Source organism: Azospirillum sp. A23, assembly GCF_042938965.1.
GTDB lineage: Bacteria > Pseudomonadota > Alphaproteobacteria > Azospirillales > Azospirillaceae > Azospirillum > Azospirillum melinis.
Map to the genome: position 1 here is coordinate 314,959 of NZ_CP170668.1, position 23,253 is coordinate 338,211.

21 protein-coding genes and 1 pseudogene are annotated in these 23,253 nt (G+C 67.9%); 13 read left to right on the top strand and 9 right to left on the bottom strand.

Going from position 1 to position 23,253, the window contains the following annotated elements; all coding sequences use genetic code 11:
• Positions 1 to 38 precede the first annotated feature (38 nt).
• Positions 39 to 734: a response regulator gene (locus ABNQ40_RS31875; RefSeq protein WP_109051248.1), complete on the top strand. Its 696-nt coding sequence runs from the start codon at positions 39 to 41 to the stop codon at positions 732 to 734.
• On the opposite strand, the gene ABNQ40_RS31880 is transcribed toward ABNQ40_RS31875, so the two are convergent.
• From ABNQ40_RS31880 to msrB, 4 genes are all read right to left on the bottom strand, one after another.
• Positions 735 to 1,565 carry an alpha/beta hydrolase gene (locus tag ABNQ40_RS31880; protein WP_109051247.1) on the bottom strand — a complete coding sequence of 277 codons (831 nt, stop codon included), beginning with the start codon at positions 1,563 to 1,565 and terminating at the stop codon, positions 735 to 737.
• A 141-nt stretch (positions 1,566 to 1,706) separates the two neighbouring features.
• Positions 1,707 to 2,336 (bottom strand): hypothetical protein, encoded by a 630-nt coding sequence (locus ABNQ40_RS31885; protein WP_109491109.1) that lies wholly within the window; start codon positions 2,334 to 2,336, stop codon positions 1,707 to 1,709.
• A gap of 28 nt (positions 2,337 to 2,364) precedes the next feature.
• Positions 2,365 to 2,928: a hypothetical protein gene (locus ABNQ40_RS31890; protein WP_109051246.1), complete on the bottom strand. Its 564-nt coding sequence runs from the start codon at positions 2,926 to 2,928 to the stop codon at positions 2,365 to 2,367.
• Between the two features lie 241 nt (positions 2,929 to 3,169).
• On the bottom strand, positions 3,170 to 3,586 hold the full coding sequence (msrB, locus tag ABNQ40_RS31895; RefSeq protein ID WP_109051245.1) for a peptide-methionine (R)-S-oxide reductase MsrB: 417 nt from the start codon (positions 3,584 to 3,586) through the stop codon (positions 3,170 to 3,172).
• Positions 3,587 to 3,866: 280 nt separating this feature from the next.
• On the opposite strand from msrB, the gene ABNQ40_RS31900 reads away from it, so the two are divergent.
• The gene (locus tag ABNQ40_RS31900) at positions 3,867 to 5,060 is read left to right on the top strand and encodes a pentapeptide repeat-containing protein (RefSeq protein ID WP_391349166.1); all 1,194 of its coding nucleotides are present in this window, start codon (positions 3,867 to 3,869) and stop codon (positions 5,058 to 5,060) included.
• A 7-nt stretch (positions 5,061 to 5,067) separates the two neighbouring features.
• Here ABNQ40_RS31900 and ABNQ40_RS31905 read toward each other — a convergent pair whose 3' ends face one another.
• Positions 5,068 to 6,075, bottom strand: a complete 1,008-nt coding sequence (locus ABNQ40_RS31905; RefSeq protein WP_109051243.1) for a BMP family protein — start codon at positions 6,073 to 6,075, stop codon at positions 5,068 to 5,070.
• 259 nt (positions 6,076 to 6,334) lie between these two features.
• Here ABNQ40_RS31905 and ABNQ40_RS31910 point away from each other — a divergent pair, with 259 nt between their 5' ends.
• The 3 genes from ABNQ40_RS31910 to ABNQ40_RS31920 all read left to right on the top strand — a co-directional run bounded on the left by ABNQ40_RS31910 (position 6,335) and on the right by ABNQ40_RS31920 (position 9,076).
• The gene (locus tag ABNQ40_RS31910) at positions 6,335 to 7,561 is read left to right on the top strand and encodes a Bcr/CflA family multidrug efflux MFS transporter (RefSeq protein ID WP_109051242.1); all 1,227 of its coding nucleotides are present in this window, start codon (positions 6,335 to 6,337) and stop codon (positions 7,559 to 7,561) included.
• 109 nt (positions 7,562 to 7,670) lie between these two features.
• Positions 7,671 to 8,753, top strand: a complete 1,083-nt coding sequence (locus ABNQ40_RS31915) for an ABC transporter substrate-binding protein (protein ID WP_109051241.1) — start codon at positions 7,671 to 7,673, stop codon at positions 8,751 to 8,753.
• Between the two features lie 5 nt (positions 8,754 to 8,758).
• Positions 8,759 to 9,076 (top strand): hypothetical protein, encoded by a 318-nt coding sequence (locus ABNQ40_RS31920; RefSeq protein ID WP_199235399.1) that lies wholly within the window; start codon positions 8,759 to 8,761, stop codon positions 9,074 to 9,076.
• 39 nt (positions 9,077 to 9,115) lie between these two features.
• Here ABNQ40_RS31920 and ABNQ40_RS31925 read toward each other — a convergent pair whose 3' ends face one another.
• Together ABNQ40_RS31925 and ABNQ40_RS31930 are read right to left on the bottom strand one after the other, a co-directional pair.
• The gene (locus ABNQ40_RS31925) at positions 9,116 to 10,156 is read right to left on the bottom strand and encodes a 4-(cytidine 5'-diphospho)-2-C-methyl-D-erythritol kinase (RefSeq protein WP_109051240.1); all 1,041 of its coding nucleotides are present in this window, start codon (positions 10,154 to 10,156) and stop codon (positions 9,116 to 9,118) included.
• 74 nt (positions 10,157 to 10,230) lie between these two features.
• Positions 10,231 to 10,794, bottom strand: a complete 564-nt coding sequence (locus ABNQ40_RS31930; RefSeq protein WP_391349169.1) for an RBBP9/YdeN family alpha/beta hydrolase — start codon at positions 10,792 to 10,794, stop codon at positions 10,231 to 10,233.
• 287 nt (positions 10,795 to 11,081) lie between these two features.
• On the opposite strand from ABNQ40_RS31930, the gene ABNQ40_RS31935 reads away from it, so the two are divergent.
• The gene (locus tag ABNQ40_RS31935) at positions 11,082 to 12,188 is read left to right on the top strand and encodes a methyl-accepting chemotaxis protein (RefSeq protein WP_391349286.1); all 1,107 of its coding nucleotides are present in this window, start codon (positions 11,082 to 11,084) and stop codon (positions 12,186 to 12,188) included.
• On the opposite strand, the gene ABNQ40_RS31940 is transcribed toward ABNQ40_RS31935, so the two are convergent.
• Positions 12,189 to 12,998: a class I SAM-dependent methyltransferase gene (locus ABNQ40_RS31940; RefSeq protein WP_391349171.1), complete on the bottom strand. Its 810-nt coding sequence runs from the start codon at positions 12,996 to 12,998 to the stop codon at positions 12,189 to 12,191.
• Positions 12,999 to 13,052: 54 nt separating this feature from the next.
• Between ABNQ40_RS31940 and gloB the strand changes: the two genes are divergently transcribed.
• From gloB to pstB, 7 genes and pseudogenes are all read left to right on the top strand, one after another.
• Complete coding sequence (gene gloB / locus ABNQ40_RS31945) at positions 13,053 to 13,820, top strand: hydroxyacylglutathione hydrolase (protein WP_391349172.1); 768 nt, start codon at positions 13,053 to 13,055, stop codon at positions 13,818 to 13,820.
• An 83-nt stretch (positions 13,821 to 13,903) separates the two neighbouring features.
• Positions 13,904 to 14,524, top strand: coding sequence for a glutathione S-transferase N-terminal domain-containing protein (locus ABNQ40_RS31950; RefSeq protein WP_391349174.1), 621 nt, complete (start codon positions 13,904 to 13,906; stop codon positions 14,522 to 14,524).
• 283 nt (positions 14,525 to 14,807) lie between these two features.
• A complete protein-coding gene (locus tag ABNQ40_RS31955; protein WP_391349175.1) occupies positions 14,808 to 17,417 on the top strand; it encodes a methyl-accepting chemotaxis protein in 2,610 nt (869 codons plus the stop codon).
• Positions 17,418 to 17,617: 200 nt separating this feature from the next.
• Positions 17,618 to 18,685 carry a phosphate ABC transporter substrate-binding protein PstS gene (gene pstS / locus ABNQ40_RS31960; protein WP_109051235.1) on the top strand — a complete coding sequence of 356 codons (1,068 nt, stop codon included), beginning with the start codon at positions 17,618 to 17,620 and terminating at the stop codon, positions 18,683 to 18,685.
• Positions 18,686 to 18,793: 108 nt separating this feature from the next.
• Positions 18,794 to 19,777: a phosphate ABC transporter permease subunit PstC gene (gene pstC / locus ABNQ40_RS31965; RefSeq protein WP_109051234.1), complete on the top strand. Its 984-nt coding sequence runs from the start codon at positions 18,794 to 18,796 to the stop codon at positions 19,775 to 19,777.
• Positions 19,778 to 19,782: 5 nt separating this feature from the next.
• The gene (gene pstA, locus ABNQ40_RS31970; RefSeq protein WP_109051233.1) at positions 19,783 to 20,664 is read left to right on the top strand and encodes a phosphate ABC transporter permease PstA; all 882 of its coding nucleotides are present in this window, start codon (positions 19,783 to 19,785) and stop codon (positions 20,662 to 20,664) included.
• A gap of 53 nt (positions 20,665 to 20,717) precedes the next feature.
• Positions 20,718 to 21,529 (top strand): annotated as a pseudogene (pstB, locus tag ABNQ40_RS31975) (phosphate ABC transporter ATP-binding protein PstB).
• A gap of 297 nt (positions 21,530 to 21,826) precedes the next feature.
• On the opposite strand, the gene ABNQ40_RS31980 reads toward pstB, so the two are convergent.
• Complete coding sequence (locus ABNQ40_RS31980) at positions 21,827 to 23,191, bottom strand: ferric reductase-like transmembrane domain-containing protein (RefSeq protein WP_391349288.1); 1,365 nt, start codon at positions 23,189 to 23,191, stop codon at positions 21,827 to 21,829.
• Positions 23,192 to 23,253 lie beyond the last annotated feature (62 nt).

Here is a 23,253-nt window from a genome sequence, read left to right on the forward strand (position 1 = left end):
GACAATCCGCCACCCGTCTCAATCCGGTACGGGGGACAATGCACACCATCGCGGTGGTCGACGACGATCCCATCACCCGCGAGACCCTGAAGGCCTACCTGGAAGGGGAGGGTTATCGGGTGATGCTGGCGCGGGACGGCGACCAGCTGTCGGCGCTGCTGGCGCGGGGGCGCATCGACCTGCTGCTGCTGGACATCCGGCTGCCCGGCAAGGACGGTCTGGCGGTGACGCGGGAACTGCGGGCGGCCTCCAACATCGGCATCATCCTGATCACCGGGCGGTCCGACCGCATGGACCGGCTGATCGGGCTGGAACTGGGCGCCGACGACTACATCACCAAGCCGTTCGAACCGCGCGAGATCCTGGCGCGCACCCGCAGTCTGCTGCGCCGCATCGTCAAGCCGACCAGGCCGGCGGGCGGGCGGGTGAAGCGGTTCGACGGGTGGGAGCTTCATCTGGACAAGCGCCGGCTGCGCGGTCCCGATGGGGAGGACGCGCGTCTGACCTCCGCCGAATTCGAGCTGCTCGCCGCCTTCGTCGAGAATCCGGGTCGGGTGCTGAGCCGCGACGACCTTCTCGACCTGACCTTGCGCGGCGATTCGGTGCCGTACGACCGCTCCATCGACCGGCTGGTCCGCCGCCTGCGCCGGGTGGTGGAGCACGACCCTGCCGATCCTACCCGCATCGTCACCGTCCATGGCATGGGATACATGTTCCAGGCTGCGGTGGATTGATCAGCTTTCGATTTGCGGCAGCGATTTCAGGAAACCATCGACATCGTCCAGCACCGGGTTCAGCCAGCGCAAGGGCGCGGCGAGGGCGGCGACGATGCGGATGTGGCCGATATCGTCATACTCCACCGTGCGCACGCTTCCGCCGACCTCGCGGGCCTTGGCCGCCAGATTGCGGCTGTTGCGGGGCAGTACCGTCTCGTCGGCGGTGCCGGTGGCGAGGAACAGGGGCGGCAGCGGGGCGGCGACATGGGTGATCGGCTGGGTGTCCGGCCGCGTCTTCTCCGGGCCGAACAGGTCCTTCAGCATGTCGCTCTGCAGGGGCAGGAAGTCGTAGGGCCCGGCCAGCCCCACTGCGGCGCGCAGGTCGCGAGCGGGGTCGAGCCCCTGTTCGGCGAGCCAGCGGCGATCCATCGCCAGCATCAGGGCATTGTAGGCCCCGGCCGAGTGGCCCATCACCGCCACCGGCCCGGGCTGGGCGCCGTGTTCGGCACCGTGGCGCCGGACCCAGGCCACCGCGGCGGCGGAATCGCGCAGGAACTCCGGATAGCGCACCTGCGGATAGAGCCGGTAGTCAGGGATGGCGACGCTATAGCCGCGGCTGGTCAGCGCCTGGGCGACGAAGCGGTACATGCCCTTGTCGCCGGTCTCCCAATTGCCGCCATAGAAGAACACCACCGTCGGCGCCCCCGGCGCCGGCCGGTCGGGCCGGTAGAGATCAAGCCGCAGGCGCGGATCGTCGGCGAAGGGCAGGCCCGTCGCGACCGTGTAGCCCGATCGTGGGGTGAGCGCATCGACGATCTGCAGGCCGGAACAGGCGCCCAGAAGCGGCATGAGTAGGAGAGGGGCGAAAACCCAAGGGTTCAGTCTTGGTCGTTTCAGGGCACGTCTTGGCATGGCCCGACAGCAGATAGGGCGCAGCCGGCGACGGGAAAGGGCAATGAAAAAGGGAACGCTGGAAAGGGGGAGACGGACTCAGGACTGCGCGGGCGAGGTCCGGCGTTGCGGGCGGGCGGCGGCTGCGCCGTCCTCCTCCGGCTTGGTCGGTTTGCGGAAGGTGCTGAGTTCGGAAATGCGGTTGACGGTCAGGCCGTTGAGGCGGCAGCCGGCGACCTCGACGATTTCGAAACCGGCCTTGCGGGGATAGCGGGCGGCGACCCGTTCGCGGGCCTCGCGTTCACCGTCGGCGATCAGCAGGAAGCGGCGCACCCCGGTCCAGCCGCGATATCCGCGCTGGTCGGACAGGCTGACGCCGATGGGGTGGCAGCGCACCGCGACCTCCCAGAAACGGCCGGGGCGCGGCTCGTTCCGGTCGAAGACGACGTAGCGCTGCATCGGGGCCGACTTCTTCTGGTCCAGCTCCAGAATGGCGGCCTGCATGTCGATCTCCGCCTTCTGGACGCGCTTTTCCATGTCCGCATAGTGGTGCGCCAGCTGGGCATAATCGGAGGCGACGTCGGCGACCTCCTTGGTCACGTCCTCCACCTTCTCCTTCAGCTTGGACATGGCGATCCGCGTCACGACCAGCTGGCGGCGCCAGTAGCGGTTGGACAGGACGGTCAGCACCATCAGGCCCAGCGCGAAATACAGCATCATGCCTGTCATGGCGCCGTCCCCCTCATGCATCCATCAATCATGCCGCGTCAGCCTCGACCTCGGGGTCGGGAGCGAGTGCCAGGGGGACCACGGGAGAGCAGATCACGCCGTTGCGCTGGGAAAAGCTGGTCCGCACCGTGCCATGGGCCTGTTCGGCGGACGGAGCGGTGATGTGGGCGACGTTGCGGTATTCCCAAATCTGGCGCGAGAAGACGATGTCCTTGCGATCCAGCTCGTTGAAATTGGGACCGACCGCCAGCTGCGCCCAATAGATGTCGCCGTCGCTGTCCTGGTCGCCCAGCTCGTGGACCAGTTCGATCTTGGAGAATTCCAGGGCGCGCAGCTCGGTCAACGCCTTCTGGCGCCGGCCGTTGAATTCGGTCAGGCGGGCTTGCAGGGTCGTCAGATCGACGCGCTTGCGCTCCGTCTTCTGGCGCCATTCGGCGAGTGCGGCGCGTTTCTTGTCGTACTGGCGCTGGTTCATCGCCTCGCGGGTCTTTTCCGCGCTGACGCGGCCGACATCGACGACGATGGAAAGTCCGAGCGCGGCGGCGCTGGCGATCAGAAGCAGCATCCCCAGGAATTCGGCCGAAATGACCATTCGCCCTCCGCCAGCCGCACCGAATGCCTGCGCCGGTCCATCGACGCATGGTGCCACGACCGGCGAAGGGCGGCGATGCCCTCGCGACAACCCGTCGCACGGAGCGGATCATACCATCGCGCTCCGTGCCGGGGTTGTCATTTTTAGCCGAAATTGGGGTAAACCCGCCTTTTTTGTTAGGGTTTATGACCGGACGCCGAACAGGCGAAGGAAAGCCGGCGGCCGGTCATAGTTCTGCCGGTCAGTCGGACTTATCTTCGGGCTCGAAGCTCATGGCGACGCCATTCATGCAATAGCGCTTGCCTGTCGGCCGCGGCCCGTCGTCGAAGACATGGCCGAGATGGCCTTTGCAGGATGCGCAATGAACTTCGGTGCGCGGGTAGGCCAGCTTGTAGTCGGTGGAGGTTTCGACCGCTCCCGGCAGCGGCTCCCAGAAGCTGGGCCAGCCCGACCCGCTTTCGTATTTGGTGTCGCTGGCGTACAGCGGCTGGCCGCAGCCGGCACAGCGGTAGACGCCGTGGCGCTTCTCGTCGTTCAGCGGGCTGGTGCCCGGATATTCGGTGGCGTGCTCGCGCAGAACCTTGAACTGGTTGGGCGACAGGTCCTGCTTCCACTCCTGTTCGCTTTTGGCCGATGCTGTCTTGTCCGATTCGGGCATGCCGCCGGTCTCCCATGCAGATGGTCGGTGTTCTGAGCCCACTATATTGGGACGCCATTCCCCCTACCCAAGCCGGAGGAGGCATCGATCACGCGGTCGTGACCGGCGGGCCGGCCTATGCCGGACCGGAAATGTCCCTGCAACCAAAGATTCTTGCCGATCCGCCCAAGGTTCGACGGCTGGCATCTTCCGGAATTGAACCGATTTCGGTAACATCCAGCACGCCAACAGTCCGGGACAGCGTGTCCGGGACGGAAATGCCGGGGCAACGACGCGCCGCATGATGGATGAACGCTACCTCCGGGCGGTTCGCGATGCGCTGGTGCGCCACCAGCAGTGGCTTCTGCGCGACCCGGCGGGGAAGGGGCGGCGCGCCAACCTCAGTTTCTACGATCTGGCCGGGCTCGGCCTCAACCGCGTCAACCTGTCGGGCGCCAAGCTGACCGGTGCCAGCCTGACACGGGCGCGGCTGGTCGGCACCCTGCTGTCCAAGGCCGATCTGTATGGCGCCGACCTGTCGAAGGCCGACCTGACCGGGGCGCAGTTGCAGGGGGCGGATTTGCGCGGCGCCAGGGTGGACGGCGCCCGGCTGCAGAATGCCAACCTCCAGGGCGCCGACCTCCGCCGCGGCATGGTTCTGGACAGTGGCGAGTTCCGGGCCGCCGGCAATACGGACGGCACCACCACCTTCGTCGGCTGCACCCTGTCCGAGGCGGTGCTGACCGATTGCCGGATGGCGCAGTGCGATTTCAGCGGCAGCGACCTGTCCGGCGCCGACCTAACCGGCAGCGACCTCAGCGGCGCCATCCTGATCGGAGCCGACCTGACCGGGGCGACCATGCGCAAGACGACGCTGGACGGCGTGCTGATGTGCGGCGCCCGGCTGAACGACGAGCTGCGTACGGCGCTGGAACGGCACGGCATCGATGTCGACGGCACCGGCCTGACCACCACGGCGGCGCGGATGAGCGAGCTGATCGCCGAGCATCAGATCTGGGTCGACAAGTTCGGCAAGGGCGGCGACCGCATCCAGCTCCAGCGGGTCGATCTGCGCGGCTACAATTTTGCCAACCAGCTGCTGTGCGGGGCGGTGATGCGGTTCTGCGGGTTGCGCGGGGCTGATTTCTCGGTCGCGAAGCCGATGATGGCCGATTTGTCCTACAGCGACCTGCGCGATGCCGACTTCACCAGCGCCGACCTGTCCGGCTGCAATCTGGAAGGTGCCAATCTGGCCGGAGCGAAGCTGTGGCGGGCCAAATTCCGCAAGGTGGATCTCAGCGGCGACGGCAGCCGGCTGTGGCCGACCAGCTTCGCCAAGGCGCGGCTGAACGGTGCCGACCTGCGCGACGCCAGCCTTGCCGGCGTGGTGCTGCGCGGCACCGACCTGACCGCGATCAGGACCAGCTTCGCCACGCTGAAGGGCGCCGACCTGACCGGTGCCCGCGGCTGGCAGCCGTTCGAGGCCCCGGCATAGCCGTGGCTCAGCTTCCGTCGGCCACCGGGATGCGGCCGGAGACGATGCCGCGGCGGGCAGCCTCCACCGCCTCCACCATCGCGGTCGTCACCAGATCGCGGTTGTTTTCGTCGAGCGCGTAATCGACCGCGGACTCGGCAAGGCCGAGCGTCACCGTGCCGGCGGCCCATCGGCCCTGGCGGGCCGCCTCGAAGCTTGATTCCACGGCCAGATCGACCCGCTTCAGCATCGAGGTCAGGATGGAGCCGGGATAGAGGTAGTTCTGGTTGCTGTCGACACCGATGGCCAGCCGCCTTGCCGCGCTCGCCGCGGCGAAGATGCCGAAGTTGGAGACGCCGGCCCCGGCGAACACTACGTCGGCGCCGCGCTGGAACTGGCTGCGCGCCACCTCGGCCCCGCTGGCCGGATCGTTGAAGGCCGCCGGCGTGGTGCCGACGAAATTCACCAGCACCTTGATGTCGCCGCGGGCATGGCGGGCGCCCTGCTCGTAACCGGCGATGAATTTGCGGATCAGGGGGATGTCGAGCGCGCCGATGAACCCGACGGTCCCGCTTTTCGACGCCAGCGCCGCCAGGACGCCGACCAGAAAGGATCCCTCCTGCTCCTTGAAGGTGACGCAGCGGATGTTCGGCCCCTCCGCCACCGCATCGATCAGCGTGAAACGGACCGCCGGGTGCGCCGGGGCCAGCCGCGCCAGCGGTGTCGCGTAATAGAAGCCGATGGCGACCAGATCGGTCACCCCACGCCGCAGCAGCGAGGCCGCCGCCTGATCGAACTGCACGGGCGTGGAGGGCAGATATTCGGTGACGGCGATGCCGGTGGCGCTCCTGAACCGCTCCGCTCCGGTGAAGGCGCCCTCGTTGAAGCTCTTGTCGAATTTTTGCCCGGCGGCATAGACGAGCCCGGGGACCAGCCCGGGCTGGATGGCTGCCGCATGCGCGTGGTGCGGAAGCAGAGCCAAGGCGGTGCCGGCGGCACCGAGGGACAGGACCGACCGGCGGGTGGGGTGCGGCATGGCGCGGCCTCTGGCTGGATGGAAGCCTGTGATCCGGGTTCAATTTTAGGCATGGATTACTGGAGCGAACCAGAATTTTATTGCGCCGTGACCGCGGTGATTTGACCGGAACCCAGATTGTCGCGGCGGCAATACGTCGCGGCTTGCTCAAGGCTGCCATGCCGAGACAGGACTTTGCGTCCAACGGCGAAGGGATCAGCTTAAAAGCTGCGGATTCCGTCCGGCCGACTCCCCCATTCATTCTTATCCGGATTTCCCGATGCTCGCGCGCCTTGCCGCCGTCCGTTCCCGTTCGCCCGCCGAAAGCCCGTTCTTCATCGCAGCGCTGGGCGTGCTGATGTCCTTCGGGCCGATGGGCACCGACATGTATCTGCCCGGCATGCCGGCGATTGGCCGGGATCTGCATGCGGCGCAGGATCAGGTGCAGTGGACGCTGTCGGCCTTCTTCCTGGGATTCGGCGTCGGGCAGTTGCTGTGGGGGGCATTGAGCGACAGGTTCGGACGGCGGATTCCGGTGGCGACCGGCATCCTGCTTTACGCCATCGGCTGCGTCGGCTGTTCGATGACCGTCGATGTCGGCCATCTCGCGGCATGGCGCTTCGTGCAGGCGGTGGGGGCCTGTGCCGGGCCTGTGCTGGTCCGCGCCATGATCCGCGACGTCTTCGAGCGCGACCGGGCGGCCAGCGTGCTGTCGATGATGATGCTGGTGATGGGTGCCGCCCCGATCATCGCGCCGCTGATCGGCGGCCAGATCCTGGTGTGGGCGAACTGGCGCTGGATCTTCTGGGCCCAGGCCGCCTTCGGCATCGTCGCTTTGCTGGCGCTTGCCAGCCTGCCGGAAACCCATCCCGACTCGCGGCGCACCAGCCTGCGCCCGATGGTGCTGGGAGAGGCCTACCGCAAGCTGCTGACCGACCGCCGTTACCTGGGCTATGCGGTGGGATCGTCCTTCATCTATGCGGGAATGTTCGCCTTCATCTCCGGCTCGCCCTTCGTTTACATCGAGCTGTTCGGCGTGCGGCCGGAGAATTACGGCTTCCTGTTCGGGCTGAACATCGTCGGCATGATCATCGTCAACACGCTGAACAGCCGCGCCGTGATGCGCTTCGGCTCGGACGTGATGCTGCGGATCGGCGTCTGGCTGGCCGCCGCCACCGGCATCCTGCTCGTCGCCTGCGTGCTGGGCGGCTGGGGCGGGCTGTGGGGCCTGGTCGGCTGCCTGTTCCTGTTCATGTCGGTGACCGGATTCTGCTTTGCCAACTCCATGGCCGGGGCATTGCAATCCTTCCCGCAGATGGCCGGCACCGCGTCGGCGCTTGCCGGCATGCTGCAATTCAGCACCGGCGCGCTGTCGGGCTGGGCAGTCGGGTTGATGGCCGATGGCACCGCCATGCCGATGGCTGGGGTGATCGGCGGCGCGGCGCTGGTCAGTCTGGCGCTGAACCTGTGGCTGATCCGCCCGGTCCGTCGCCGGTTGCCGGCCTGACGGTAAAACAAATGTGCAGTGTTAAATCGAGGTTCCTCCTGTCGGGGCCGGCCGTGAATTGATATTTGCGGCCGGTCCCACTAGGCTGGCGCGGCAAAAGGAGACCTTGATGCCGCAGACCCCGCCGAGCCAGTTCATCGATTCCGACCGTCCGACCGCCCCCGAAGTCAGCCGGCGAGAGCTTCTGCTGGGTGCGGCGGCCTTGGGCATCGCCACCGTTGCAGCGTCGCTGCCGCTGCCGGCCTTCGCGGCGACGGGGCTGCGGGTCGGCTACATCCCGATCATCCCGATGACGCAGCTTTATGTGCTGACCGGCGAGGGCTGGGCCGCGGATGCCGGGCTTGCTCTGCAAACCACCAGCTTCCAGTCGGGGCCGGCGATGATCCAGGCGCTCGCGTCCGGGACGCTGGACGTCGCCTATGTCGGCATCGGCCCGGCGATGATCGCCCGCTCGAAGGGGGTGAAGCTGAAGGTCGTCGCCGCCAACGTCATCGATCAGGTGGCGCTGATCGGCCGCGGCCCGCTGGTGAAGGCGATGGCCGGCGCCGCCAGCCCGGCCGAAGGGGTCAAAGCCTTCCGCGCCGCGAACGGCCGGCGGCCGAAGATCGGCTCGCTGCCCGCCGGATCGGTGCCGGACACGGTGCTGCGCTATTGGATGGCGGAGGTCGCCCACATCCCCGCGGAAGACATCGAGATCGTCGGCATGGGCGAACAGCCCCTGCAACAGGCGCTGCTGACCGGTGCCATCGACGGTGCGTCGATCCTGGAGCCGATCCTGACGCTGGTGCAGTCGCGTCTTCAGGATGCCGCCATCATCGCCAAGGCCGGCAGCATGTTCCCCAAGCAGCCGGGTGCGGTGCTGGTGGTGACGGAGGACGCCATCGCCAAAAACCGCGACGCGGTGGCCGAACTGGTCAAGCTGCACATCCGTGCCACCGCCTTCGCCAAATCCAACCCGGACCGCACGGCGGAACTGGTGACCGACATCATCGGCAAGGGGCTGGTCGAACGCGACGTGATGCGGGCGGCGCTGACTTCGGACGCGACGACCTTCGTCGACGACCCGCGGGTGATCCTGGACTCCACCAAGCAGATGCAGGCCTTCCAGCAGACGCTGGCCCAGATCACCGAACCGGTGGATGTCGACGCGCTGTTCGACTTCACCTTCCATGACGCGGCGAAGAGGAAGTGACGGACATGGCGTCTCCGGACATGGCGTCTCCCCTGCGGCTGGTCATCCACGCCCCCACCCCGGCCGCGCTGGAGCGGGCGCGGAACAACGCCCGCAACCTGCTGAACGCGCGGCCGGATGCGGAGGTGCGCATCGTCGTCAATGCCGGTGCGGTCGCGGCAGCCCTCGACAGCCCGGATGCGGAGACCGACCGGCTCCTGCGGGTCTGCGGCAACACGCTGGCGAAGACCGGCCGGAGCGCGGAGGGGTTGACGGTGGTCGCCGCCGGCGTCCTCGACATCGCCGAGGCGCAGGCGGACGGCTGGGGCTACATGCGGGCGTAAGCCATCGGGAGCCCTGGGAGAGCCCTGGGGGAGCCCTCCTCAGCCCACGCCCCAGCCGCCGGTGTCCGGAAAGGGGACCGGGGGCGGCGGGACGGCTGCCGCCGGATCGGCGACGATGCCGCGCGGCAAGGCGGGGGCGCCGGCCGGGGTCGGGAGCAGGCGGGTCGGCTTGACCCACCAGCCGGGCGATGCCGCGGCGATGGATTTGGCCGCGGAGTTGGCAGCTTCCGCTGTAGCGTAGAGGCCGAAGCAGGTCGCGCCGCTGCCGGACAGGCGGGACAGCAGGCAGCCGGCGCTGCGCTCCAGCGCCGCCAGCACGTCGGCAATCACCGGCGCCACCGTCAGGGCCGGGGCGGTCAGGTCGTTGCTGCGCTCCAGCAGCAAGGCCGCGAGGTCGGCCGCGTCGGCCGGTTTGCGGGTGAAGCGGGCCAGGGCGGAGAAGGCGCTGCCGCTTTCGGCGCGGGCGGCGGCCATCGCCTTGAACACCGCCGGGGTCGGCACCGGGACATTCGGGTTGACCAGGACCACATGGGTTTCCGGCAGGTCCGGCGCTTCGTCCAGCTCATCGCCGATGCCGCCGAAATAGCAGCTTCGCCCGGCGACGCAGACCGGCACGTCGGCGCCCAGCCCGGCGGCCACCGCGAACAGCACCGCGTCGTCCGGCGCCACTCCCCACAGCCGGGCGAGCGCCCGCAGGCAGGCGGCGGCATCCGCCGATCCGCCGCCGATCCCCGATGCGACCGGCAGCGCCTTGGTCAGGGCGATCATCACGTCGGCCTCGTGCCCCAGCCGGACGGCCAGGGCATGGGCGGCGCGCATCACCAGATTGCTGGCGGGGTTCTCGCCCATCAGGGCCGGGCCGAAAGGACCGGCGATGGCCAGACGCGGGCCGGCCGGCGGCAGGTCGGCACCGCGCAGGGCCACCCGCGCCGCCGCCGGCGTCAGGGCGATGCTGTCGCCGAACTCGGCGAAGGCGACGAGACTGTCCAGCTCGTGATAGCCATCGGCGCGCCGGCCGGTGACATGCAGGTAGAGGTTCAGCTTGGCCGGGGCGGCCTCGACGATGGGAAGACCGGTCATAAGCTCCAATCCGCTGGCGGGCGCGCGACGACGCTCCTGTGTCGCACCCTTTCGCCCGCAGCGGCAAGGGTAGGTTAGATCTGGGCCAGCATGTCCTTCAGCAGCGTTTCCCCCATCGGCCAGGGGCCATGGCCGCTGGCGCCGTTGATGTGGCCGACCTCGCCCGCATCGATGAAGTCGGCGCCCCACAGCGCGGCGAAGCCGCAGGCGCGGGCGGCGGTGCAGTAGGGATCGCTGCGGCTGCCGACCACCACCGCCGGGAAGGGCAGGGGATCGGTCGGCACCGGCGCGAAGCGGCAGGCCTCGGCCGGCACGGTCCGGGGCAATTCGACATCGGGTAATTCGACGTCGGGCGGGGCGACCAGCAGGGCGGCGGCGACTGTCTCCGTCCTGCCGCCGGTGGCGGCCCAGCGGGCGACGAGGATGCAGGCAAGGCTGTGCGCGACCAGCACCACCGGACCGGGTACGGCATGGACCGCGGCGTCGAGCCGCTCCACCCAGCGGTCCGGCTCCGGCGCATCCCAATCGCCCAGATCGACGCGGGTCAGGGCCGGCAGACGGCCTTCCAGCCAGCTCTGCCAGTGATCTGGGCCGGAGTTGCCCAGACCGGGAAGCACCAGAACGGTCGGCTGCGTCATTCTTTCAACTCTTCGTTCGTAAGTGTTGTGTGTACTGTCTGAAGATTGCGTGCGGGCGAAAGCGATGCTCTCCACGCGGTAGTTGGACGGCCGGCATATCCCGTCATGGCGGGTGGTGCCGTAAGAATCCAATTGAAAACCATAATCGGGAAGAAGGGGAGAAGCGTCTTGGACATCAGCGCCACCATCGCACAGGATCTCTGCACTCCATCGGCCGGGAACTGAACTGAGTCGTCTCCATCGCGGGCAAGAGCGGTGCCGTCATCGCCTCGACCGCGCGGGAGCGGATCGGCACCAGCCATCCGGTCGCCGGCGACATCGTGGCCCGCCGGCTGGACGAGCGCGCCGTCACCCGCGATGAGGCCGCCAAGTCGGGCGGCACGATGCGGGAAGGCTATGCCATTGCCATCGAACTGGACGGAGAGCGGGTCGGGGCGCTCGCCATCGCGGCCCCGGCCGATCAGGCCCGCCGGTTTGCCCGCCTCGCGCGCCATTGGGTGCTGGCGACCCTGCGGGCCGAAACGGCGGAAACGCGCCGGGTCGCCCTGATACGCGAATTGTCGGAACGGGTCGAGCGCGAAGTCGGCGGGTTCGCCGCCGAACTGGCCGATGCCGGCCGCAAGCTGGAATCTGCGGTCGCGGCCGTCCGCTCCGCCGGGACGGATGGGTTGCGGCAGGCCGCCGACGCCGCGGGGGCGGCGCGTGCCGTGGATGGCTCGGTCAGCGCCATCGCCGGCATGCTCGACAGGCTGGCTTCCACCTCCGACCGAATCTCCGGCGACACCAGCAAGGCGCGGGAGATCAGCCTTGCCGCGGCGTCGGACAGCGACCGCGCCACCACGGTGATGAACTCGCTGCGCTCCGCCGCGGAGCAGATCGCCAGCGTGGTCAAGCTGATCAATGCCATCGCCAGCCAGACCAACCTGCTGGCGCTGAACGCCACCATCGAGGCGGCACGGGCGGGGGAGGCCGGGCGCGGCTTCGCCGTCGTCGCCAACGAGGTGAAGGCGCTGTCGCGCCAGACCGCCGACGCCACCAAGCAGATCGCCGATCAGGTCGCCAATCTGCAAAAGGAAACCGCCGCGGTGGACGAGGCGCTGGGCCGCATCCATTCCACCATCGGTTCGATCCAGGCGATCAACGGCACCGTCGCCGCCGCCATCGACGAGCAGGCGACCCTGACCTCGGACGTCGCACGGTCGCTCGACCGCTCGCGTCAGGACGCCATGGCGGCGGAACAGCGGATCGGCGACGCCGAACAGACGCTGGGGGGCGTGACCCGCAATCTTGAGGAGCTGACGACGCTGAGCCGCAGCATCGCGGAGCGGGCCGGCAGCCTGGGCAGCGGTCTTGCCGGCCGCGTCACCGACGTGCTGCGTCAGGTTCGTAATTGATCAAGTCCGGGGATAAGGCTGCTGGCAATCGACGGAGTCGCCGCCGACAATGGTGGTGCGGGGACTGCCGCTTCGGGCGGCGGGGGCCGCACCGCCCGGCAGCGGCACGATCAGCCGGCGCTTCACCGGCTGTTGCGCCGCCCGGCGCGACACGCCGGCGAAGATCTGTTTCGACGCCTCGATCATCGTCACCCCGGCAAAGGCCTTGAACCAGCGCCCGCCGACCTCTTCCCAGGCGGGTGCCGTCTTTTGCAGGAAGTGCGAGCGGAGCGGCGGCATGAACAGGGCATGGCGGGTGCGTTCCGGCACGAACATGGTGTCGCGCAGCACCTGCTTCAGCTGCGAGGCGGAATAGGGAAAGCCGTGGCCGAAGGGCGTCCAGTCGGCGCGCGCCCACAGGCCGCGGCGGTTCGGCACCACCGCCAGCACCCGGCCGCCGCCGGCCAGCACGCGCCAGATTTCGCGCATCATCGGGCGCAGCTGCTCGGTGCCCTCAAGCCCATGGACCAGAAGCACGCGGTCGATGGTGTTGTCGCCGAAGGGCAGGTCGGCCTCGTCGCCCAGCGCCACCATCCCCGGCCCTTCCGCCGGCCAGAAGCTGACGCCCTGGCTGGCCGGCATCACCGCCACCACCCGGTCGGCCTCGCCCATGAAGGGGCGCAGGTAGGGCGTGGTGTAGCCGACGCCCAGCACGATCTGGTCGCGCACGTCCGGCCAGATGGTGCGGATGCGGCGGCGGATCATCCGCTGGGCGGTCTGCCCCAATCCGAACTCGTAGAACTCCCTCAAATCGACGATATCTGTGTACATGGTATCCCAAGCGTAACACGGGTTTCGTATCGCAACAGCAGGGAGTCCGCTGCCGTGGAGGTCATTCTCGTTCCGGCTTTCGCCGACAACTATATCTATGTGCTGCGCGACGCGGCATCCGGCAAGGTCGGTGTGGTCGATCCCGGCGACGCAGCCCCGGTGCAGGCCGAGCTGGACCGGCGCGGCTGGTCCCTGACCCACATTTTCCTGACCCACCATCACGACGACCATATCGGCGGAGCGGCGGCGCTGAAGGAGCGCTATCGCGCCAGCGTGGTCGGCGCCCGCGCCGACGCCCACCGCATTCCCGGCATGGACGTGGCGCTCAGCGACGGCGACCGGACGGTGTTCGGCGAGCAGACCGCCCGCGTCTTCGCCGTGCCCGGCCACACCAGCGGCCACATCGCCTTCTGGTTCGAGGCGGCGGAAACCCTGTTCAGCGGCGACACGCTGTTCTCGCTGGGCTGCGGCCGGCTGTTCGAAGGCACGCCGGCGCAGATGTGGAACTCGCTGCAAAGCCTGCGGGCGCTGACCGACCGGACCCTGGTCTATTGCGGTCACGAATACACTCTGTCGAATGGCCGCTTCGCCCTGACCGTCGATCCCGCCAACGCCGCCCTGCATCAGCGGATGGAGGAGGTTGCGGAGCTGCGCGAGCGGAACCGGCCGACGCTTCCCACCACCATCGGCATGGAACGGCGGACCAACCCCTTCCTGCGCGCCGACGATCCCGGTGTCCAGGCCGCCATCGGCATGGCCGGCGCCCCGTCGGTGGAGGTGTTCGCCGAACTGCGCCGGCGCAAGGACCATTTCCGCGGGTGAGCGGGCCGGCCGGCGGTCCCGACCGTCGCCGGCCTGTCCTGGAATGTTCGGAAGCGGCCAATCAGACGTAAAAAGGAACGCCCATGTTGAAGCTGCGCTGGAGCCCCACCTCGCCCTATGTGCGCAAGGTGATGATGGTCCTGATCGAACGCGGGCTGGAGGACCGGGTGGAGCGGGTGACGACCGATCCCTGGTCTGCCGACACCGACCTGCCGACGGACAACCCGCTGGGCAAGGTGCCAGCATTGACGCTGGAGGACGGCATCACGCTGTTCGACAGCCCGGTGATCGTCGAATATCTCAATTCGCTGGGCGGCCATTCGCTGGGCGACCGGGCGCCGCTGTTCCCGCCGGCCGGACCGGCGCGCTGGACGGCACTGCGCCAGCAGGCCATCGCCGACGGCATCTGCGACGCCGCCATCCTGCGTCGGCTGGAATCCATGCGTCCGGATGGCGAGAAATCGGCCAACTGGATGGAGCGCCAGCGCAAGGCGGTGACCCGTTCGCTCGACCTGCTGGAGGCGGAGGCCGCGTCGCTGGAGGGGGAGGCCACCATCGGCAGCCTGTCGGTGCTGGTGGCGCTCGGCTACCTCGATTTCCGGTTCGGGCACGAGGATTGGCGCGAGGGGCGTCAGGCGCTGACCGGCTGGTTCACCAAGGCCTCTGACCGTGACAGCCTGCGGCGGACGGCGCCGCCGGTGTAACGTCGGCGCTCCTTCCAGATTTTACGCGGTATGCGTGCAGTAACGCGGCGCCCGGCCCAGTCGGGCGCCGCTATTCGTTTCACGCGCTGTTTACGTTCAATTCACCATGACCGCCCGCGCGACCGATGATTTCCGGCGCGCAGCAATCTTTCGATTGTGCGTAGCGAAAACTTCATCCAACCGTCACCAATTCATCCAACCAGAAGGGCTACCCATGGCACCGGCCGGCTTGCGGAGAACCGCAGGCGCGGTACGGACAACCTCCAAGCCACGGGTGGCCCATATGGCAAAGCCTATCGACCAACGTCGGCGGTCCGGCATCAAGTCGAAGATGCTGATCGCCTTCGGAACCGTGGCGGCACTGCCCTGCATCGCGGCGGTGGTCGGTTGGATGTCCTACGGCGCCGTCCGCGGCCATGTCGCCGACATCACCGGCACCCAGGTGCCGGTGCTCAGCGCCGCCCACGGCCTTGCCACCACCACCGCGCGGGTGCTGGCGCTGGGACCGCTGATCGATGCCGCATCGTCGGAAGAGGATCTGGGCCGGCTGCGCAACGCGGCAGGCGAGCAGCGCCGGGCGCTGGACGGTCAGCTCGCCCAGCTGGCCGTCGGACATGGCCATACTGGTGGCGATGCGGCCCGCGTCTCCGAACTGACCGGCACCGCGCGCTCGCTGCTGGGCACCATCGATGCGCTGGGGACGGCGACCGGCCGGCGGCTGACCTTGCAGGAACAGCGCAGCGGCCGGCTGGCGGAGTTGAGCGATGCGCACGCCCGGCTGCTCGCCGCGCTGAAGCCGGACATGCAGGCCTCGCGAGAGCAACTGGCACAGGCGATTTCCGCGATGGTGCAGGCGACTTCCAAGTCCTCCGCGGTGATCGGTGCCGAGTTGGGGCAGACGGTGATCCCGCTGTTCCAACTGCGCGGTGCCGAGGCGGCCCTCGCCAAATCGCTGCTGATCGGCGCCTTCGAGACCAACCGGTCCAAGGTGATGTCGCTGTCCACCGACTTCAACTCCGCCCTATCCGATCTTCAGGGCGCGCTGCGTCCCCTGGCCAAGAGCGAGGCGGCGGCCCCGGTGGTGGCGACGATCAACGAGCTTGCCGCCTTCGGCGACGGCGATGCCAGCGTCTACACCCGCCGCGTCCGTCAGCTCACCCCTGGCATTCCGGAGGCGGAGGCGCAGAAGCTGGCCGAATCGCTGGCCGCCGGTGTCGACGACATCGTCCGGCTGGACCGCGACGCCAACGCCCGCATGCTGCCGCTGATGCTGAACTCGCGCGGCCGCATCGCCGAGGCCGGCAACGCGATCGCCGAGCGGATGCAGGATATGTCCACCAACACGGTCCCGGCGGCCCAGCAGCGCTACACCGTGCTGAGCGGCCTGATGGCCGACGCCAACCTGCTGGCCGGCAAGCTGGCGGAAGCCGGCAACGCCGAGACGCCGGCCCGTCTGGCTGCCGCCCGCCGCACGCTGGACCCGCTGGCTGCAACGATCCGCGGCACCCTGACCGCTTCCGGGGACGATCTGGGGGCCGAGGTGCGCCGGCTGGCGGACCGGCTGCTGGAACTCGGCTTCGGCAACGACGGCATCCTGGCGCTGCGGGCCGGCGAACTGGCGGCCTATGCCGAGAATGCCACGCTGATCGACAGCAACCGCAGCACCGGCGCCGCCCTGACCGCCATGGTCGACGGGCTGGTCCAGGCTGCGGAAAGGGCGACCGCCGACGGGGCCGCCGCCGCCCACGAGGCGCTGGAGCGCACCAATCAGGTTCAAATCCTGCTGGCGACTGCCGGCGTGCTGCTGGCCGGTCTGATCGTCTCGCTCTATGTCGGCCGCCGCGTCGTCGGCCGGATGGAGACGCTCGCCGATGCCATGCGCCGGGTTGCCGACGGCGACCTGACGGTGGAGCAGAAGGCCGACGGCAATGACGAGATCACTGACATGGCCCGCGCGCTGTTCGTCTTCATCGCCAACGCCCGCGCCATGGAAGAGGCGCACGAGAAGGTGGAGATCGAGCGCCGCAACGCCGCGTCGGCCCGCCGCACCAGCATGCTGGAGATCGCCGACCAGTTCGAGCGCAACGTGCTGAGCAGCGTCGAAACGCTGGCCGAGGCCGCGCGCCGGATGGCCGCCCGCGCCCGCTCGCTGACCGACATCGCCGCCAACGCCAACGACCGCGCCGATGCCGCGATGCAGCTGTCCGGCGAGATGGCGGCGGGGATCCAGCAGGTGGCGACCGCCGCCTCGGAAATCTCCCAGTCCATCGCCGAGATCAGCAAGCGCACCGGCAAATCGGCCCGCATCATCGGCGACACCGCCGCAGGCGCGGAGCAGGTGAAGGCCACCGTCGCCGACCTGTCGAGCACGGCGGGCGAGATCGGCACCGTCGTCGGTCTGATCGACGAGATCGCCGGCCAGACCAACCTGCTGGCGCTGAACGCCACCATCGAGGCGGCGAGGGCAGGGGAGATGGGCCGCGGCTTCGCCGTGGTCGCCGGAGAGGTGAAGGCCCTTGCCGGCCAGACCGCCCAGGCCACCGCCGAGATCGCCCGCCAGATCGCCGCGACCCAGGCGGCCAGCCGCGAGACGGCGGAGGTGGTGGCGGCCATGGCCGGCAGCGTCCAGCGCATCGAATCCAACGCTTCGGCCATCGCCGCGGCGGTGGAGGAGCAGGCGACCATCACGTCGAGCATCGTCGACAGCTCCCACCGCGTGGCGGTCGGCACCCAGGCGGCGTCGGACCATGTCGCCGGCCTGTCGGAGGCCGCGGCCAAGGTGCGCGCCCAAGCCGGCGATGTGCTGCTGGTGGCGGAAGGCCTGTCGCACGAGGCGACCAGCCTCGGCTCCGCCGTGCATCTGTTCCTCCAGGAAATCCGGGCCGCGCGATGAGCCTCACCAGGACTTCGCGTTCCCGGTCACGAACGGGTCGGTTTCATAAAACTGACACGTAAACAAAACAAACCCGTCACCGGCGGCGGCTATGGTCACCGCGACGAAGAAGGCGGGTTACGACATCCGGCCAAGGCCGGGCTTTTCCGAAAAACCCAACCAAACCGTCCAAACCTATCGGGAGTTTAGCCGTGAAAACCATGACCTCGGCGTTCGTTCGCTGCGCCGCCTTCGGTGCCCTGGCCGCTCTGTCCGTGTCGGTCGCCCCGCTGTCGGTCGCCTCGGCCGCCGACATCTCCGGCGCCGGCGCCACCTTCCCGTACCCGATCTATGCCAAGTGGGCCGACGCCTACAAGAAGGAGACGGGCACGGGCCTGAACTACCAGTCGATCGGTTCGGGCGGCGGCATCAAGCAGATCAAGGCCAAGACGGTCACCTTCGGCGCGTCGGACATGCCGCTGAAGCCGGAAGAGCTGGAGCAGGCCGGTCTGATCCAGTTCCCGATGATCATGGGCGGCGTGGTTCCGGTCGTGAACCTGAAGGGCATCAAGGCCGGCGAGGTCAAGCTGTCGGGCACCGTTCTCGCCAACATCTACATGGGCGAGATCACCAAGTGGAACGATGCGCAGATCAAGGCGCTGAACCCCAACGTCAACCTGCCGAACACCGCCATCGCCCCGGTCTACCGCTCTGACGGGTCGGGCACCAACTTCCTGTTCACCGACTACCTGTCGAAGACCAGCCCGAAGTTCAAGACCCAGATCGGCGCCAACACCTCCGTCCAGTGGCCAGCCGGCATCGGCGCCAAGGGCAACGAAGGCGTGGCCAACATGGTCAAGCAGACGGACGGCTCGATCGGCTACGTCGAATACGCCTACGCCAAGCAGAACAACATCACCCACCTCGACCTGCAGAACAAGGACGGCAAGACCGTCTCTCCGAAGATCGAGGCCTTCCAGGCTGCCGCCGCCAACGCCGACTGGGCCAATGCCAAGGGCTACTACGTCCTGCTGACCGACGAGCCGGGTGCTGACAGCTGGCCGATCACCGGCGCCAGCTTCATCCTGATGTACAAGACCCCGCAGGACGTGGCGTCTTCGGCCGAAGCGCTGAAGTTCTTCGACTGGGCCTACAAGAACGGCGGCAAGATGGCCACCGATCTGGACTATGTCCCGATGCCGGAAGCCGTGGTGTCGCTGGTCCAGAAGACCTGGTCGCAGACCATCCAGGCCGACGGCAAGCCGGTCTGGACCGCGTCGGCCAAGTAACGACGGCCAACCGACCTCGGGCGGGCCGCCGGCCGGCCCGCCCGAGGGCATGATCGCCGGAGAGGATGGAAATTGCGCCGTCCCTTCCGCACGCCTCACGGAGCGGCCATGACCGAGATCGCGCTGACCTTGACCGACGCACACGCTTCCACCGCCCGACGGGCCCGCCGCCAGCGCCTGCAGGATGCGGCTTTCCGCAACGCCACCCTCGCATTCGCGCTGCTCGTCCTGCTGATTCTGGGCGGCGTCACGGTTTCCCTGATCGACGGCGCGCTGCCGGCAATCCGCGCGTTCGGCTTCGGTTTCGTCGCAACCGAAGTCTGGAACCCGGTGTCGGAGGAATTCGGCGCTCTCGCCCCCATTTACGGCACGCTGATAACGTCGGTCATCGCCATGGCTGTCGGCATTCCCGTCAGCTTCGGCATCGCCCTGTTCATCACCGAGATGTGCCCCGCCTGGCTGAAGCGCCCGCTCGGCGTCGCCATCGAGCTGCTCGCCGGCATCCCCAGCATCATCTACGGCATCTGGGGCCTGTTCGTCTTCGCCCCCTTCATGCAGTCGACCATCCAGCCCTTCCTGATCAATACGCTGGGCCAGATCCCCGGCATCGGCAACCTGTTCATGGGCCCGCCCTACGGCATCGGCATCCTGACCGCCGGCCTGATCCTGGGCATCATGGTTCTGCCCTTCATCACCTCCATCACCCGCGACGTCTTCGAGACGGTGCCGCCGATGGTGCGTGAATCCGCCTACGGGCTGGGCGCCACCACCTGGGAGGTGGTGTGGAACGTGGTGCTCCCCTACACCCGCACCGGCGTCGTCGGCGGCGTGATGCTGGGCCTGGGCCGTGCGCTCGGCGAGACGATGGCGGTGACCTTCGTCATCGGCAACGCGCACCGCATCAGCTCCTCGATCATGGCGCCGGGCACGACGATCTCGGCCTCCATCGCCAACGAGTTCACCGAGGCGGTGGGCGACGTCTACACCTCCTCGCTGGTGGCGCTCGGCCTGATCCTGTTCCTGATCACCTTCACCGTGCTGTCGATCGCGAAGCTGATGCTGCTCCGCCTCCAGCGCAAGGCCGGAGTCTGAGGCCCATGACGATGTCCAATTCCGCGACGCTGGCGACGCCCATCGGCGGGCTCTATCACCGCCGGCGCATCGCCAACAAGCTGGCGCTGACCCTGGCGCTGGGAGCCGCTGGCTTCGGCCTGTTCTGGTTGGTCGCCATCCTGTGGACGCTTCTCTACAACGGGCTGTCGGCCATCAACCTCAGCCTGTTCACCGAGAACACCCCGCCGCCGGGCGGCGAGGGCGGCCTGCTGAACGCCATCTTCGGCAGCGTCGTCATGACCGCGGTCGCCACCGCGGTCGGCACCCCGGTCGGCGTCATGGCCGGAACCTACCTGGCCGAGTTCGGCCGCAACACGAAGCTGGCCGAGGTGGTGCGCTTCATCAACGACGTGCTGCTGAGCGCGCCGTCGATCATGGTCGGCCTGTTCGTCTACGAGGTGCTGGTCGTCCGCATGGGCCATTTCTCGGCCTGGGCGGGCGCCATGGCCCTGGCGGTGCTGGTGATCCCGGTCGTCGTCCGCACGACCGAGGACATGCTGAAGCTGGTGCCCAACAGCCTGCGCGAGGCCGCCGCCGCGCTCGGTGCTCCGCAATGGAAGGTGATCACGATGGTCGCCTACCGTGCCGCCCGCAACGGCATGATCACCGGCATGCTGCTGGCCGTCGCCCGCATCAGCGGCGAAACCGCACCGCTGCTGTTCACCGCCCTGAACAACCAGTTCTGGAGCGCGGATATGAACGCGCCGATGGCCAACCTGCCGGTGGTCATCTTCCAGTACGCGATGTCGCCCTATGAGGACTGGCGCCAGCTGGCCTGGGGCGGCGCGCTGCTGATCACGGTCGCCATCCTGCTCCTCAACATCGGCGCCCGGCTGCTGGCCGGTCTCGGCACGACGAGAAAGTAACCATGACGATGACCCACATGGACGCCAACAGCCCCGCCCACGGCAGCCACCAGATGCCTCCGGGCATGCTCGCCGGGACCGTCGCCGAACGCGCAATCGCCGGTGCCGGCCTGCCCGAGAAGATCAGCGTCCGCAACCTGGACTTCTTCTATGACGGCTATCGCGCGCTGAAGAGCATCTCGCTGCCGCTCTACGACCGTCAGGTCACCGCCTTCATCGGCCCGTCGGGCTGCGGCAAGTCGACCCTGCTGCGCATCCTGAACCGGATGTACGACCTCTACCCCAAGCAGGTCGCCACCGGCGAGGTCATGCTGGACGGCGTCAATATCCTGTCGCCCAAGCAGGACCTGAACCTGCTGCGCGCCCGCGTCGGCATGGTGTTCCAGAAGCCGACGCCGTTCCCGATGTCGATCTACGACAACATCGCCTTCGGCGTGAAGCTGTACGAGAAGCTGTCCCGCGCCGACATGGACGAGCGGATTGAATTCTCGCTGCGCCGCGCTGCGTTGTGGGACGAGGTGAAGGACAAGCTGCGCCAGAACGGCATGAGCCTGTCCGGCGGCCAGCAGCAGCGCCTGTGCATCGCCCGCGCCATCGCGGTGAAGCCGTCGGTCCTGCTGCTGGACGAGCCGACCTCGGCGCTCGATCCGATCTCCACCGCCAAGTGCGAGGAGCTGATCGACGAGCTGCGCTCCGACTACTGCATCGCCATCGTGACCCACAACATGCAGCAGGCGGCCCGCATCTCCAACTTCACCGCCTTCATGTATCTGGGCGAACTGATCGAGTTCGGGAACACGGAAGAGATTTCACCAACCCGACCAAGGAAAAGACCTCCGAATACATCACCGGCCGTTTCGGCTGACGCCATCGGCGCCGTGTTCGGCAAACGCGAAAAGCTCCTGCCACCATCCGGTGACAGGAGCTTTTTGTTTTTCCCTCGACCTGGATTCGGCAGGCTATGAAGCAGTGGAGGCTTCTCTGGTCTTCGGTAATTTTCCATAATCATTCTTATGTGTGCCTAGCCTGTAGGCGCAAAGCTAAACTGTCAGTCCCTCGCAACATAGAAGTGTCGGTCTTCCGGTTAACTCCTGCCGCCGATTCCCCGATTTCTTCAAGTGTTCGACGACGGGGATGACGCCCTCCGCCTCCGCAGCGACGCTCATCGCATTTCGAAGAGCTCCTGGTGGAAGCGCTGTTCCACCGGCATTCCCTGGGTCGCAAAATCCTGCCGCAGCGCTTGCCCGAATCCTGTCGGGCCGCAGAACCAGATGCTGGCGTTGCACCATCCCGGCACGGCTGCGCGGATACGCTCCCCGGTCAGTTGGCCATCGCGGCCATCGACCAGCAGGTGCAGGCACACGCCCGCGGCAGCGGCGTCGGCGGTCAGCTTGGCGATGGCGTCCTCGTCATAATCGCGTGTGGTGTGGAAAAAGTGGATGGCTTGCCGAGGCCGCTCCGGATGCATCGCCAGATACTTCATGCGGGCGATGAAGGGCGTCACGCCGATGCCGCCGCCCACCCAGATTCGGTGAGGGCATTCGTCGTCGAAGGTGAAACAGCCGTACGGCCCTTCGACCGTCACCGTCTGGCCGACCTGCAGCGTGTTCCGCAAGCGCCGCGTATGGTCCCCCAGTTCCTTGATGACGAAGACGATGCGGTGCTCGGCCTCGTTCCACGCGGAGGCGATGGTATAGGGATGCGCGCCCTCCGCGGCGTCCGACATGGCGAAGGCGAACTGGCCCGCCTTGTGACCGGGCCATCCCTGCGGCACGTCGATTTCCGCCTCCAGCACGCGCAGGCCCGGATAGGCGTGGACGGCGCAGATGGTGCCCGGAATCCGCCGGCCGGCACCGACGCGGCCCAGCAGGGAGAGGATGGCGGCCCATGTGCCGCTGACGAGCAACCCCCCGAGAACCCAGCCGATGGGCGCGGTCCAGTAAGCGAACTTGGTGAGGATGACGGTGTGGAAGACCAGCACCATATAGGCGATCGGCAGCAGCCGGTGCATCCGAAGGAACAGCCGGTACGGGAAGCTCTTGATCAGTGCGAGCACGATCAGCAGCAGGAAAGCATAGAATGCCCATTCGCCGACAGCTTCAGCGGTGCCGCGCAGGTCGACGAATGTTTGGGCGACCGGGTTGTCCGGCGTTGCACCCGATGCCGCACCCAGCGCTGCACGCGGACCGCGCCGCGGCCGGTCCAGCCAGCCCCAACCCACCGCCCATTTCGTTCCCTGTGCCCAAAGCCAATGGACGACCGCGAATGCGAGGGCACCGATGCCCAGCCATTTGTGCAGGCGGTACATCTTGTCCAGGCCGCCGAACCATGTTTCGGGCCAGCGTGGGCGCAAAGCCAGGATCATGGCGACACTCATGCAGCCCATGGCGATCACGCCGCTGTGCTGGACCATGGCGGCGCGGAACGCGAAGTAGCCGGTCCATTGCAGGATCGAGGGGTCGGCGGCGAGCCACAGCACGCTCAACAGCGCCAGAAGCCCCCAAAAGGAAAGCTTGATCCTCTGCATGGCGACCTTCCTCCTGCTGTGCCGCCGAGGAAGCGGCAGTGCATGAATGATTTTGCCGATGG